Origin of the sequence: Sulfitobacter sp. NFXS29, from assembly GCF_040148765.1 — a bacterium.
GTDB lineage: Bacteria > Pseudomonadota > Alphaproteobacteria > Rhodobacterales > Rhodobacteraceae > Sulfitobacter.
This window is the reverse complement of the sequence record NZ_JAGDED010000001.1, coordinates 140941-154658: the sequence shown is the minus strand read 5'-3', so window position 1 is coordinate 154658 and position 13718 is coordinate 140941. Positions and strand designations below refer to the sequence as shown.

15 protein-coding genes are annotated in these 13718 nt (G+C 63.3%); 4 read left to right on the top strand and 11 right to left on the bottom strand.

Features of this window, described 5'->3' with window-relative positions; all coding sequences use genetic code 11:
• Window positions 1-2: 2 nt before the first annotated feature.
• The 3 genes from J3456_RS00795 to J3456_RS00785 all read right to left on the bottom strand — a co-directional run bounded on the left by J3456_RS00795 (window position 3) and on the right by J3456_RS00785 (window position 3741).
• Complete coding sequence (locus tag J3456_RS00795) at window positions 3-1940, bottom strand: peptidoglycan -binding protein (protein WP_349578489.1); 1938 nt, start codon at window positions 1938-1940, stop codon at window positions 3-5.
• Window positions 1940-3139, bottom strand: coding sequence for a biopolymer transporter ExbB (locus tag J3456_RS00790; RefSeq protein WP_349578488.1), 1200 nt, complete (start codon window positions 3137-3139; stop codon window positions 1940-1942). The genes J3456_RS00795 and J3456_RS00790 overlap by 1 nt, the downstream gene beginning before the upstream one ends.
• A 71-nt stretch (window positions 3140-3210) precedes the next feature.
• The gene (locus J3456_RS00785) at window positions 3211-3741 is read right to left on the bottom strand and encodes a gamma-glutamylcyclotransferase (protein WP_349578487.1); all 531 of its coding nucleotides are present in this window, start codon (window positions 3739-3741) and stop codon (window positions 3211-3213) included.
• Between the two features lie 66 nt (window positions 3742-3807).
• On the opposite strand from J3456_RS00785, the gene J3456_RS00780 reads away from it, so the two are divergent.
• Window positions 3808-4815, top strand: coding sequence for a DUF2125 domain-containing protein (locus tag J3456_RS00780; protein ID WP_349578486.1), 1008 nt, complete (start codon window positions 3808-3810; stop codon window positions 4813-4815).
• 17 nt (window positions 4816-4832) lie between these two features.
• Here J3456_RS00780 and J3456_RS00775 read toward each other — a convergent pair whose 3' ends face one another.
• From J3456_RS00775 to J3456_RS00755, 5 genes are all read right to left on the bottom strand, one after another.
• Window positions 4833-5627, bottom strand: coding sequence for an extensin-like domain-containing protein (locus J3456_RS00775; RefSeq protein ID WP_349578485.1), 795 nt, complete (start codon window positions 5625-5627; stop codon window positions 4833-4835).
• Window positions 5624-6544 (bottom strand): prephenate/arogenate dehydrogenase family protein, encoded by a 921-nt coding sequence (locus tag J3456_RS00770; RefSeq protein ID WP_349578484.1) that lies wholly within the window; start codon window positions 6542-6544, stop codon window positions 5624-5626. Before J3456_RS00770 ends, J3456_RS00775 begins: the two co-directional genes overlap by 4 nt.
• The gene (gene hisC / locus J3456_RS00765) at window positions 6544-7626 is read right to left on the bottom strand and encodes a histidinol-phosphate transaminase (protein ID WP_349578483.1); all 1083 of its coding nucleotides are present in this window, start codon (window positions 7624-7626) and stop codon (window positions 6544-6546) included. The genes J3456_RS00770 and hisC overlap by 1 nt, the downstream gene beginning before the upstream one ends.
• A 182-nt stretch (window positions 7627-7808) precedes the next feature.
• A complete protein-coding gene (gene rpsD / locus J3456_RS00760) occupies window positions 7809-8429 on the bottom strand; it encodes a 30S ribosomal protein S4 (protein ID WP_007118979.1) in 621 nt (206 codons plus the stop codon).
• A 168-nt stretch (window positions 8430-8597) separates the two neighbouring features.
• Complete coding sequence (locus J3456_RS00755; RefSeq protein WP_349578482.1) at window positions 8598-9167, bottom strand: DNA-3-methyladenine glycosylase I; 570 nt, start codon at window positions 9165-9167, stop codon at window positions 8598-8600.
• A gap of 106 nt (window positions 9168-9273) precedes the next feature.
• On the opposite strand from J3456_RS00755, the gene J3456_RS00750 reads away from it, so the two are divergent.
• The 3 genes from J3456_RS00750 (at window position 9274) to phbB (ending at window position 12255) form a co-directional block, all read left to right on the top strand.
• On the top strand, window positions 9274-10116 hold the full coding sequence (locus J3456_RS00750; protein ID WP_349578481.1) for an EAL domain-containing protein: 843 nt from the start codon (window positions 9274-9276) through the stop codon (window positions 10114-10116).
• Window positions 10117-10280: 164 nt separating this feature from the next.
• On the top strand, window positions 10281-11456 hold the full coding sequence (locus J3456_RS00745) for an acetyl-CoA C-acetyltransferase (protein WP_067629601.1): 1176 nt from the start codon (window positions 10281-10283) through the stop codon (window positions 11454-11456).
• A gap of 76 nt (window positions 11457-11532) precedes the next feature.
• Entirely contained in the window at window positions 11533-12255 is a 723-nt protein-coding gene (phbB, locus tag J3456_RS00740) for an acetoacetyl-CoA reductase (RefSeq protein WP_349578480.1), read from the top strand.
• Between the two features lie 187 nt (window positions 12256-12442).
• Here the strand turns inward: phbB and J3456_RS00735 are convergent, their stop codons facing one another.
• The 3 genes from J3456_RS00735 to J3456_RS00725 all read right to left on the bottom strand — a co-directional run bounded on the left by J3456_RS00735 (window position 12443) and on the right by J3456_RS00725 (window position 13687).
• Window positions 12443-12607, bottom strand: coding sequence for a YdcH family protein (locus J3456_RS00735; RefSeq protein WP_082849498.1), 165 nt, complete (start codon window positions 12605-12607; stop codon window positions 12443-12445).
• 100 nt (window positions 12608-12707) lie between these two features.
• Window positions 12708-13475: a tRNA1(Val) (adenine(37)-N6)-methyltransferase gene (locus tag J3456_RS00730; protein WP_349578479.1), complete on the bottom strand. Its 768-nt coding sequence runs from the start codon at window positions 13473-13475 to the stop codon at window positions 12708-12710.
• Complete coding sequence (locus tag J3456_RS00725) at window positions 13472-13687, bottom strand: putative signal transducing protein (protein ID WP_349579121.1); 216 nt, start codon at window positions 13685-13687, stop codon at window positions 13472-13474. Before J3456_RS00725 ends, J3456_RS00730 begins: the two co-directional genes overlap by 4 nt.
• Between the last annotated feature and the right edge of the window lie 31 nt (window positions 13688-13718).

Sequence of the window (13718 nt, the reverse complement as noted above, 5' to 3'; positions counted from 1 at the left end):
GCTCACTTTTCGGTAAACTTAAGCTCGATCCGCCTGTTCTGCGCCCGCGCGGCTTCGGTATTGCCCTCGGCCACGGGCTGATACTGGCCAAAGCCGTTGGCCGCCAGACGATCCGGTGCGATGCCGAGGAAATTGACCATATATTTGACGACCGACAGCGCCCGCGCTTGGCTCAACTCCCAATTGTCCGCGAACGCCCCAAAGCCGGAAAGCGGCACATTATCGGTATGGCCGTCGACACGGATCACCCAGTCGATCTCTGCCGGGATCTCGTCCACCACGCTGCGCAGAATGCCCGCCACCTTGGCAATCTCGCCTTGCCCGTCTTGGCTCAGCACTGCACTGCCCGGCCCGAAGAGCACCTCGGAAGAGAAGACAAACCGGTCGCCTTCGATCCGCACGCCCTCTTGATTGCCCAGAAGGTCACGCAACCGGCCAAAGAATTCCGAGCGGTACTGGGCGAGGTTCTTGCTCTCCTCCTCCAGCCGCTTGCGCTCTGCCGCTTCAAGCTCGGCGCGACGCCGTTCCTCTGCCGCCACCCGTGCCAGCGCGGTGTTCAACTCGGACCCGAGCGATTGCAACTCAACCGATCTCGCCGCATCCCGCGCCACCGCATCGTCCAGCAGCGCCTGTAGACTGCCCAGTTGCGTGCGCAGTTCCGCGACCTGCTGGTTCAGCAATTCGGTCTGACGCTGCGCCTCGGCACTTACGGCTTTCTCGTCGGCCAAGGTCGCTTCGGCCTGCGCCAGTAGAGCGGCGCGGCGCTCGGCGGCGGTGGTCTTGTCCTCGGCCAGCGTTTCAGCGGCAAGCTTTGCCGCCAGCGCCTGCGCCAGACGTTCGCGCAGATCCGACTGCGAGCCGCTCAGCGCTTCGCCCTCTTGTTCAAGGCTCTGCACGCGGGCCAGCGCCTCGGCCAAGCGGGCATTCAACGCCTGCTCGGTCACCTCTGCCTGTGCTAGTTGTGTGCGCAAGTCCTCTTCGGTGCCCTCTGCCGCGTCCAACTCTTCGGCCAGCGCGGCGCGCTCGGCCTCCAGACCTGCACCGCTTTGTTCAGCCGTCTCCAACCTCAGCAGAGCTGCGGCGAGTTCACTGTCCAAATCGCTTCGCGCCGCGCGGGCTGCGGCCAGCAAGGTTAAGGTGTCTTCGGCCTTCTTGCGCTGCGCCTCAAGCGAGAGGGTCATGGCCGTCAATTCCGCATCCGCACCCTCAAGCCGGTCGCGCAATGCCTGCGCCGCTGCGGCTTCGGCCAGACGGGCGGCTTCCTCGGCGCTGAGGGCCTCTTCGGCCTCTAATACCTCGGCATTGAGTGCTGCGACCTCCGCCTCGGCTTCAGCGTTTTGAGCCCGCAGATCGGCCACCATAGCATCTAACGCCTCGCGCTTTGCCGCGGCCAGCCGGGCCGTTTCCGCCTGCGCGTCGATCTCTTCCCGCGCGGTGCTCAGCGCGAGGTTCAGCGCCTCTTGCTCATCCAGCAGCGCGGCTTCGCGGTCTTCCAAGCTTCCGATGCGCGCCTGATCTTCGGCCTGCGAAGCCAGAAGGGCCGCCACCCGCGCCTCGAACCCGGTGATCTCGGCCCCGGCGGCCTGCAACGCCGTCTCTTGCGCGTCGCGTTCAGAGGTCAGCCCGGCGATCACCGCTTCTTGGCGCGACACTTCATCGCGGGCATCGTTCAGTGAGGCATTCAGCGCGCCAAGCCGGGCCTCCAGCCGCGCGGTGGTGCGTTCTTCGACGCCAAGCGCTTGGGCAAGGGCCGCGACCTCCCCGGCCAATTCGTTCAACTCGCTCTCTTGCCCGCTGATGCGTTCAGTCAGGACGAATTGCACGACCATAAAGATCGTCAGCACGAACATCAGAACCAGCAAAAGCCCGGTCATCGCATCGACGAACCCCGGCCAGATCGAGCCCTGAAACCGTGCGCCTGTCCGCCGGGAAAGTGCCATTACTGGTCCCCGCCACCGGGGGCATCGCCGGCCCGCAGGCGACGGGCCTCAGGCGCGCGCTGCCCGGAAAGCGCCTTGGCCAACAGTGAGATATCCTTGCGGAATTCGGCCATCGTCTCTTGCCGCCCGGCAGAAATCTCTTCGAGAATACGCAGCATCTGCACGTCGATTGAGCGCAGCCGCATCCGGCTCTCCGCGTCGATCCCCTCGCCCGCCACCTGCCCTTCGAGCACGGCAATCAACCGGTCTTGCCCGTCGGCCACCCGATCAAGCGCGCTGTTCGTCGTCGTGTCATGCTCCATCCGCGTGGTCATCCGGTCCACGGCATCAGCAAGCTTCCCCAGCTTGTCGTCGACCATGGCGCGGCTGACGTCGGATTGGGTGAACATCTGCTGCATCTCAGCCATCTGTTCGACCATCTGGTCCATCACGCTGGCCATGATGTTTTGGTCGCCCACATCGTCGCCCGAGGTCAGCCCGACCCGCGTGATGGAGCTCAGCCAATCTTCCAGCTCTTGATAGAAACGGTTCTGCCCATGGCCCGCGAAAAGCTCCAGCAGCCCGACGACGAGAGAACCCGCAAGCCCCAAAAGCGACGAGCCGAATGCCACGCCCATGCCCCCCAACTGCGCCTCAAGCCCGGTCATCAGGCGGCCAAAGACATCAACCCCCGCCTCCCCCTCGCCGGGGGCGAGCGAGCGGATCGTGTCGACCACAGCGGGCACGGTCGTAGCAAGCCCGTAGAAAGTGCCGAGAAGGCCGAGGAAAATCAGCATGTTGACGATATAGCGCGTGATTTCGCGCACCTCGTCGATGCGTGAGGCGACAGAGTCGAGGATCGAGCGGGTGGAGGCCGTGCTGACCTGCATCCGCGCGCCACGCTGCCGCAGAAGCGACGCCAAAGGCGCCAGCAACTGTGGCGGTTGCGCGTCGGGTTCGGCGTTGTCGGCGGCGAAATCCTCAATCCAGCGGACCGAGCCAATCAGCTGCGTCACCTGATAGAAACAAGCCAGCACACCGACGACGAAAACAAAGATGATGACCCCATTAAGCCATGGGTTCGCGGCAAAGATCGGCAGCACGCTGGGCAGCGCCAGAAATGCCCCGACGCCGGTCAATGCCAATACGATCAGCATCAGAGAAATCTGACGCACCGGTTGTGAAAACTGCGGTTTTGCCTTGCGGTCTGGCTGTGCCATGCGGCCTTTCTTGACCCTCTATTCTGCTCTTGGCGCAGCTTACACTGAAACGGCGCGGAGTTGCCAAGTTTTTATGAGGCCAAAGCCTTCACGCGGTCATGCAACCACTCCAACGCGGGGTCGTGCAAGCCCACTTCAGAAAGATGCACGGCAGTGTTGATTAAATACTCGGTATTGGGCCCGCGTCCGCCTACGGCGCGGGCAATGATCTGGGCCTGTTCTTCCAGCGGCAGCCCGCCGCAATATTGGTCATGCGCCGCGTCGATCACATAGGTGACTGCCTCCACATCGCGCCCATCGGTCAGATGCACGGTGAGGTTTTTCTCGACATAGGCCGAGGAGATCAGCTCACGCTCGCGCAGGTAATCCAGCGTCTGTGCCTCATGCCCCTCCGCCACGCGCATCGCCATGCCTTCGCAGGCCGAGCGAACGGATTCGTCGAGCGCCAGCACCAGCCCCGGCTGCTCCACCGTGCCGCGGTGATGGATTGAGCGCATGCAGAACGACCGCGCATAGCCCGGCAGTGTGGCAATCACGCTTTCCGCCACTTCAAAACCCGGGTTCCACAAAAGGCTGCCATAGCCAAATACCCACATTGTCATCCTGCTGGTCCTTTCTGCTGGCCTTCGGTAAACCGCATCTGAAGCACGATTTGAAGGGCTATCGAAATGCGGAAACTGGTTTGGCTGCTGATTGTGCTCGCCGTACTTTGGGGCGCGTGGTGGGCCACTGCGACGACGCAGATGCAAAGCACCCTGACCGGCCTGCTCGACAGCCGCCGCGCGGCGGGGTGGGAGGTCACGCTCAAGGACATCAGCAAATCGGGATTCCCCCTCTCCTTGCAAAACCGGCTGAGCGGGCTTGCCGTGGCGGCTCCCGCCCGCAGCTTGGCATTTGAGGCCCCGCAGCTTGATCTTTCCGCCCCGGTCTGGTGGCCCGGCGACCTTTCTGCGCGCGCTTCGGTTGCAAGCGCCGCGCTGCCTGCGGGTGCGCTGCCCTTGACGCTGAACATACGCGACCTGCGTGCCGATCTGGCGCTGCACCCCGGGACCACGCTTCAACTAGAAGCGATTGAGCTCCGCAGCACGCATCTTGAGGTCAATGGCCCCGACGGGCTGTTGCTGGAAGCCGAAGAGCCCCGGATGCGGGTCACGCAATCTTCGGGCGCGGCGCGGGACTATGACATTGCCTTGCTGCCCGGCGGCATCACCCCCGGCCCGCTGCTGCGCAAGGTTCTGGGGGACGGCGCGGTACAGCCCGGCGGGCAGCCGATCCTGTCTGCGCGGATGGCCGTGACCTTGGCCCGCCCGCTGGATCGTCACAGCGCGGTGGCGGGCACCCTGCCGCAGATCGACGCGCTGACGGTTGAGAATGTCGATGCAGCGTGGGGCGACGTGGCTCTGGGCGCCGAAGGCGCGCTGACCTTTGATGCCGAGGGCATTCCCGACGGGGTGCTGAGCCTACGTGTCACCAATTGGTCCAAACTGCTTGATGCGGGCGAACGTGGGGGCTTCCTGCCGCCCTCCATGCGCGGGCAGGTGAATACCATGCTGCGGCTGTTGGAGGCGCGGGGCGGCACGCCGGGCGGTCTGGATCTTGATCTGGTCTTTGCCGATGGGCAGATGGTCCTTGCGGGCCTTCCGCTTGGCCCGGCACCGCGATTGATCCAGCCCTAAGCGGCCCTTAGCGGCCCTTAGCGGCAGTAGCTGCCGCTGCGATACCGCGCCGTGTCGAAATGGAAATGGTCTTGGTGATAGCGGTCCGCTTCTGGCCCAAGCACCGTGCCGAACGGGCCGCAAGCACCCCGATGCATCCGCCGCATCGCCTTGCTGCTGCGGCGGGCGCGCCAGCCTTTCAACACGGTGACCAAGCTGCCGTCCGCCAGTTCAAACCCGGAGATATCAATCGCGCGGCCCTTACCGTGCTCGGATATCTTGCCGCCTTTGCGGTTGTTCCGCGTCCGGCAAGCGTAATGCGCCGCGACCCTTAGCACTCTTAGGCCGCCGCCCTGCCCCGCCAAAGCGGGCACCGCCGACTGGCGCACCCATGTGTCCAGCGCCTTGGCCGTGGTGCAATCCATCACCGCGGCATTGCTGAGCTTGATGCCCGAGACGGAGCGCACTTTGACCGCGTTCTCGACCCCGCAACCGTTGATCTTGCCGGGCACCCGGCCCACCGGCGTGCCCTGTATTGCCAAGTCTCCGCAGACCGCGCCCTTGGCCAAGATCTGCCGACGTGCGCGGGCGGCTTTCTCGATCTTGCGGCTGCGCAGCGCGGGGCGAAGCGAGTTTCCCAACCCTTGCCCCCCTTCCGCGGCAGCACGGGCGGTAGGGTCACGCTTGGGTTGTTCAATCGCGCCCGAGGGCACGACGATCAGCGGCAAGGTATCTCCATTGTCCCGTGGGACCGGGCGTTGCGAACTGTCCGGCCCCGCAGCGAGGGCGGCTTGCCCCAGCACAATCAGCGGCAGGACAGCCCAGCCCTTCATGACTTGCGCGCCCCTCGGCCAAAGTCGGGCGCATCGGTGTCTTGCCCCGCCTCGATAATGCCGCGCCTTATCGCGCGGGTGCGGGTGAAATAGGCGTGTAGGTGGTCGCCATCCCCGGTGCGGATCGCGCGTTGCAGGGCGAAAAGCTCTTCGGTGAAGCGGCCAAGGATTTCCAGCGTGGCATCCTTGTTGGTCAGGAACACATCGCGCCACATGGTCGGATCGCTCGCCGCGATGCGGGTGAAGTCCCGAAAACCGGCGGCGGAATATTTGATGACTTCGCTGTCGGTCACCCGGCGCAGATCGTCGGCCACGCCCACCATCGTATAGGCGATGAGGTGCGGCGCATGAGAGGTGACGGCAAGCACCAGATCGTGATGCTCGGCGTCCATCTCTTCGACATTGGCGCCCGCCCCTTCCCAAAGCGCGCGCAGCCGGGCGATGGCGTCCTTGTCCGTCCCCTCGACCGGGACCAGCAGACACCAGCGGTTGTCGAAAAGCTCGGCAAAACCGCTGCGCGGGCCGGAATGCTCGGTCCCCGCCAGCGGGTGACCGGGAATAAAATGCACACCCTCAGGCAAATGCAGGCCGACCTGCGCGATGACATCGGCCTTTACCGAGCCTACGTCCGTCACTGTGGCGCCCGGAGACAAGTGCGGTGCAATCTTGGCGGCGACGGCACCCATTACGCCCACCGGCACGCAGAGCACCACCAAATCAGCGTCCTTGACGGCTTCGGCGGCGCTGTCGCAGACGCGGTCGCAAAGGCCAATCTCACGCGCCGTGGCGCGGGTCTCATCGCTGCGGGCATAGCCGGTGACCTCGCCTGCCAGACCACCACGTTTGATCGCCCAGAAGAGCGAAGAAGCAATCAGCCCCAGCCCGATCAGCGCGACCCTTTCATAGACCTGCGCCATCAGCTGCCCCCCTTAAACTGCCGCACAGCATGGACCACGCGGCGGCAGGCGCTTTCATCCCCAACGGTGATGCGCAGACATTGCGGCAGGTTGTAGCCCGCCACCCGCCGCACAATCAGCCCTTGTGTTTTGAGGTGATCATCGCAGGCTTCGGCCTCGGCCTGATTGGCGAAACGGGCCAGTACGAAGTTGGCGCAGGAAACATCCGAGGGCACGCCAATTTCGGCCAGAGCATCGGCCAGCCAAGTGCGCCAACGGGCGTTCTCGGCCCGGCAATGGTCGGTATAGGCGCGGTCGCGGATCGCGGCCTCGGCGGCGGCAAGTGCGGCCTGCGACAGGTTGAACGGCCCCCGCACGCGGTTGAGCACGTCGATCACATGGCCCGGCCCGTAGCCCCAGCCGATGCGCAGCCCGCCCAGCCCGTAGAGCTTGGAGAACGTCCGCGTCATCACCACGTTGTCGCGGCGATCGACCAGCTCGGCCCCGCCGTCATAGCCCTCGACATATTCGGCATAGGCCCCGTCGAGCACCAAGAGCGCCTGCGGCGGCAGCCCTTCGGCCAGCCGTTCGATCTCGGCCAGACCGATCATCGTGCCGGTCGGGTTGTTGGGGTTGGCGATGAACACCAGCCGCGTGGCGTTGGTACAGGCGGCGAGGATGGCATCGACACCCGTCACCCGCTCACGCTCGGGCACCTCCACGGGCGTGGCCCCGGCAGCGAGGGCAGAGATCCGGTACATGGCAAAGCCGTGTTCGGTGTGCACCACTTCGGTCCCCGGCCCGGCATAGGCTTGGCAAAGGAAGGCAATGATTTCATCCGAGCCCGCGCCGCAGATGATCCGCCCCGCATCAAGGCCCAGCACCTCGGCGATGGCGGCGCGCAGCGCGCTGTGATCGGAAGACGGGTAGCGATGCAGATCATAGGCCGCGCGGCGGTAGGCTTCGACGGCGGCGGGGCTAGGCCCCAGCGGGTTTTCGTTCGAGCTGAGTTTGACCACATTATCGAGGCCCGCGACATGCGCCGCACCCCCTTGATAAAGGTCAATCTCCATAATGCCCGGTTGCGGTGCGATCTGTGTCATCTCGCTCTTTCCTCACGCTACTGCCGCCCTTCTATCGGGGCCGCAGCGGTGATGCCAGAATCATTCTGCATCCGCGCCTGCGCTGGACAGGCTGTTGCATTGCTGCGCCCCGCCCCCGCGCAAAGAAAAAGGCCGCGCGGTGTGCACCACGCGGCCTTTCGATTGTCGACTGGCGAAGAAACTTAGTTCTTCGCGTAAAATTCCACAACGAGGTTCGGCTCCATCACAACCGGGTATGGCACGTCGGACAGGCCGGGTGTGCGCACGAAGGTTGCTGTCAGCTTGGAGTGATCCGTCTCAAGGTAGTCAGGCACGTCACGCTCGGGCAGCTGAACCGCTTCGAGAACGGAAGCCAACTGCTTGGAACGGTCACGCACTTCGATCACGTCACCCTCTTTTACGCGGTAGGAGGGGATGTTCACTTTCTTGCCGTTCACACGAACGTGGCCGTGGTTCACGAACTGGCGCGCAGCGAAAACGGTCGCGACGAACTTGGCGCGGTACACAACGGCGTCTAGACGACGCTCCAGCAGACCGATCAAGTTTTCACCTGTATCGCCTTTAACACGCTCGGCTTCGCCATAGATGCGGCGGAACTGCTTTTCGGTCAGGTCGCCGTAGTAGCCCTTGAGCTTCTGCTTGGCGCGCAGCTGGATACCGAAATCGGAAATCTTGCCCTTACGACGCTGGCCGTGCTGGCCGGGGCCGTATTCACGACGGTTCACCGGGGACTTCGGGCGGCCCCAGATGTTTTCGCCCATGCGGCGGTCTAGTTTGTGCTTGGCAGCTGTGCGTTTTGTCACGGCTGTTCTCCTTTATAAGGCCCCGAGGGGCGGTAAAGGGCGTTGTCCTTTGGCCGAAGCCCGACAGGCTTCCCCTTGCGGGGTCCACCAACACCAATGAAGGGGCGCTTATACGGTGCTCTGGCGGGGAGTCAACGGGGGATTTCAGCAGGGGCAATACGCGCTGCCCTAACGCGCCATCGCTGCACAGGGGCCGTGGCGGTGGCAGGTCAGAATATGATCATTCACCAGCCCGCAGGCCTCCATCCACGCATAGGTGATCGTCGGCCCACAGAATTTGAAACCGGCTTTCTTCAGGTCTTTGCTCACCTGTTCTGATAGCGCGGTTTTCGGCGGCACCTCAGCCTGTGTGGCAAAGCCGGGCTGTATGGGCACCCCGTCCACATAACGCCACATGAAGCTGTCAAAGCCCTCGCGTGCCTCTAGCTCCTGCCAAGCACGGGCATTGGTGATCGCGGCCTCAATCTTGCCCCGGTGGCGGATGATGCCCGGATCGCCCAGCAGGCGCGTGACATCCGCCTCGCCCCACTCGGCGATCTGATGCGGATCGAACCCGGCAAAAGCCGCCCGAAAATTATCGCGTTTTTTAAGGATCGTGATCCAGCTTAGCCCGGCCTGAAATCCGTCGAGGATCAGCTTTTCCCAAAGCGCGCGGCTGTCATATTCGGGCACGCCCCATTCGGTGTCATGGTAGGCTTGGTAAATCGGGTCCTCCCCGGCCCAGTCACAGCGCTGCATCTTTACCTCTCCCGCCCGTGATCCACCGCGGAAAACGCCGCTGATTAAGACCGTGTTATCACCTTTGCGCCCATACCCCCGGCAGGACAGAAAGAAGAGTACTGCCGTGCCCCGTCGATTCCAACGCCCTATCGCCGATATCCCCCCCGGAGGGGACAGCCCGCTTAACCATGCGGTAACGCAGCGCGATGCCGCGACCCTAGAAATGGTGCGCGACGCCGTGGCGCACCGTCAGACCCTGCTGGCCTTCCAGCCGGTCATGCGGGCCAGCGATCCGACGTCCATCGCCTTTCACGAGGGGTTGATCCGCCTGCTTGACCCCACAGGCCGCGTGATCCCGGCCAAGGATTTCATGCCCGCGATTGAGGATACGGAAACCGGGCGGCAGGTGGATGTTCTGGCCCTGCGCCTTGGCCTGAACGCGCTGCACCACCACCCCGGATTGCGGCTGTCGATCAATATGTCGGCCCGCTCCATCGGGTATCAGGAATGGACCCGCGTCTTGCGCCACTGGCTGGCCCGCGACGCGACCTTGGGCGAACGGCTGATTCTAGAGATTACCGAAAGCTCCGCCATGATGGTGCCGGAACTGGTGGCGACCTTTATGAATCAATTGCAGCCCTATGGCATTTGCTTTGCCATGGATGATTTCGGGGCGGGGCAAACGGCGATCCGCTACTTCAAGGATTTCCACTTCGACATTCTGAAACTCGACGGGCAGTTCATTCGGGGCATCGCGACGAACCCCGACAACCGCGCCCTGACCGCTGCGCTGATGTCGATCGCCACACATTTCGACATGCTCACCGTGGCCGAATGCGTAGAAAACGCAGCAGACGCAGCGGTCTTGGTCGAGATGGGTGTCGACTGCTTACAAGGTTACCATTTTGCCGCCCCCACGACCCGGCCCGCCTGGCTTGGGGGCGACCACATGCGCGCCACAGGCTGACCGGGTAAAGAGGGTGACGCCATGTCGGCGGCGTGGCGCTGCCTGCTCAGTTGCCGCATTGCAGCGCATCCGCTATCACTACCTCAGAGGGACGGGAGCGCCCACGCCCGACGATGGCGCGTGTCGGTGTGCCCCCGCCCAACAAGGTAGAGGAAAGTCACATCATGACCAATGTCGTCATCGCATCCGCCGCCCGTACCGCCGTGGGCAGTTTCGGCGGGGCGTTTGCCAATACACCCGCCCATGATCTTGGTGCCGCCGTTCTGAAGGAACTGGTGGCTCGCGCCGGGGTGGACCCATCCGAAGTCTCCGAGACCATTTTGGGGCAGGTGCTGACCGCCGCCCAAGGCCAGAACCCTGCGCGTCAGGCGCATATCAATGCGGGCCTGCCAAAAGAAAGCGCCGCTTGGGGCATCAACCAAGTCTGCGGCTCGGGCCTGCGCGCCGTGGCATTGGCGGCCCAGCACATCCAACTGGGTGATGCGAACATCGTCGCCGCTGGCGGTCAAGAGAACATGACCCTCAGCCCCCACGCGCAGAACCTGCGTGCGGGTCAGAAGATGGGCGATCTGCAGTTCATCGACACGATGATCCGCGACGGCCTGTGGGATGCGTTCAACGGCTACCACATGGGCCAAACCGCCGAAAACGTCGCCGAAAAATGGCAGATTTCCCGCGACCAGCAGGATGAATTCGCCGTCGCATCGCAAAACAAGGCCGAGGCCGCGCAGAAAGCTGGCAAATTCGCGGATGAGATCGTCGCCTACACGATCAAAACCCGCAAGGGCGAGACTGTCGTCGATCAGGACGAATACATCCGCCATGGGGCCACCATGGAAGCCATGCAAAAACTGCGCCCTGCCTTTACCAAAGACGGCTCGGTCACTGCGGCCAACGCCTCGGGCCTGAACGACGGTGCAGCCGGTGCCCTGCTGATGAGCGCGGATGACGCCGAAAAGCGCGGCATCACCCCGTTGGCGCGCATCGCCTCCTATGCCACGGCAGGTCTCGACCCGTCGATCATGGGCGTCGGCCCCGTCTATGCTTCGCGCAAGGCGCTGGAGAAAGCCGGTTGGAAACCAGAAGACCTCGACCTTGTGGAAGCCAACGAAGCCTTCGCCGCGCAGGCTTGCGCAGTGAACAAGGAAATGGGCTGGGATCCGGAAATCGTGAACGTCAACGGCGGCGCAATCGCGATCGGCCACCCAATCGGCGCCTCCGGTGCGCGCGTGCTCAACACACTTCTGTTCGAAATGCAGCGACGCGGTGCCAAAAAAGGTTTGGCTACCTTGTGTATCGGCGGCGGTATGGGTGTTGCCATGTGTCTTGAGCGCCCCTAAGACTACACTTGGCGCGCAACTTTATTGCGCGCCAAAACATGCAATTGCAAGAACATTACCTTGAGGGAGGGATTACATGTCACGCATCGCTTTGGTCACCGGGGGAAGTCGCGGTATTGGCGCGGCTATTTCGACCACGCTAAAGGACAAAGGCTATATCGTCGCCGCCACCTATGCGGGCAATGACGAAGCCGCCGCGAAATTCACCGAAGAGACCGGCATCAAGACCTATAAATGGAACGTGGCAGATTACGACGCCTCCAAAGCCGGGATCGAACAGGTCGAGGCCGATCTTGGCCCCATCGACGTGGTCGTCGCCAACGCAGGCATCACCCGCGATGCGCCCTTCCACAAGATGACCCCCGACCAGTGGAACGAGGTTATCGCCACCAATCTCACCGGCGTCTTCAACACGATCCACCCGGTCTGGCCCGGCATGCGTGAGCGGAAGTTCGGCCGTGTCGTCGTGATCTCTTCGATCAACGGCCAGAAAGGTCAGTTCGCCCAAGTGAACTATGCCGCGACCAAGGCGGGCGATCTGGGCATCGTAAAGTCATTGGCCCAAGAGGGCGCGCGCGCAGGCATCACCGCGAATGCGATCTGCCCCGGCTATATCGCGACCGATATGGTCATGGCCGTGCCCGAGAAGGTTCGCGAAAGCATCATCGCGCAGATCCCCGCAGGGCGTCTGGGGGAGCCTGAGGAAATCGCCCGCGCCGTGGCCTTCCTCGTCTCGGACGACGCGGGCTTCATCAATGGTTCGACCATCTCAGCCAATGGCGCGCAATTCGTCGTTTAATCGACACAAGCATGGAATCGAAAAGGCCAGCCCCTCGATGGGCTGGCCTTTTTCATTGCGGCGGGAGGGGCCGTTCCCCCGTCACGCTCAGTATCGCTTCTGGCACCCCCCTGCCTGAGCAAAGGCTGCCGCCCCGCCGCAGCGAAACGACAGCCCTCAAATGAAAATCTCAATTCACGGGTGAGAGTCAGCTCGACAGGCGGCTAATCTCCTCCTTCAGGCGCAGTTTTTCCTTCTTCATGGAAGCCACTTGTAAATCGTCCATACCGGGGGCGCGTTGTGCGGTTTCCACCGCCTCACTCATCGCCTGATGCTTGCGCTTCAAGGTGTCCAGATGTGCGTTCAAAGCCATACAATCCTCCATGATTGGTGTGTGGAATTTCAGTGGACCACAGCGCGACCCACAAGTCACGCAGCACCGCAGCATAGGGGTGAAATTGGTAAAAAAACGCTTAAGAAGTAGGATAAGTCAGCGGCGCGCCGCGACGCAGGACCGCTTCGATTTCCGGCACATAGCTGTTGCCATCCGATTCATGCCGCGCGCCAAGGTGCATAGCGTAGCTGTGGTAGAGCCGGAAAGCGCCGCGGCCATTTTTGCGCGTACGCAAAAGAATCAACTCCGGCATCCGCCCCGCACGCGAGGCCAGAGGCAGCACTTGGACCGATCCCATCTCATGCGGAAGGGCGGCCAGAATCTCGGGCAGCCGTTCGGCACGGTGGATAAAATGTGCCTGCCCTTTGGGTTTGAGCCGCCGCGCCGCGGTGCGGACCCATTGCCGCAGGGGCGTGGCTTCGCCCAAGGCGGTCTCTCGCCCCGGATCGCGGGACTGAACCGAGGCGGCCCGGTCGAAATAGGGCGGATTGGCCAGAACGTGGTCAAATTGCCGCTGGCGCAGATGCAGGGGCATGTCGGTCAGATCGGCCTCGACCACCTCAAGCGCCGCGCCGCCATTGCGCCGCGCGAGTTCGGCATAGGCAGGTTGCAGTTCACACCCCGTCAGCGCCAGCCCCGGCACCCGTGCGCCTAAGCAAAGCACCGCCGCACCGACCCCACAGCCCAATTCCAGCACGCTTTGCCCCGCCGTGGCCTCAATGCTCGCGGCCAGCAAAACAGGGTCCACCCCGGCGCGGTAGCCCCGCCCCCGGCGCGGCTGCCAGAGGTGCAGCTTGCCGCCTAGAAAGGCGTCGCAGGTCAGGTCATCTTCGGCGAAACGGGTCACAGCCCCAGCGGAATCTCATTGTCGCGCATCACCCGCAAAGCGGCGTCATGGTCATCGGGGTGCACCATCAAGCGGCGCGGGAAAATCCCGATGCCGCCTTCGAGCACGCTCATGTTTACGTCCATTTCAAAGCAGTCTATATCCTCCCCCTTAAGAAGGGCGGAGGCAAAGGCGATGATGGTCATGTCGGTGCTGCGCAAAAGTTCCTTCATATCAAAGATGTAGAGCCGGATCACCGGCATG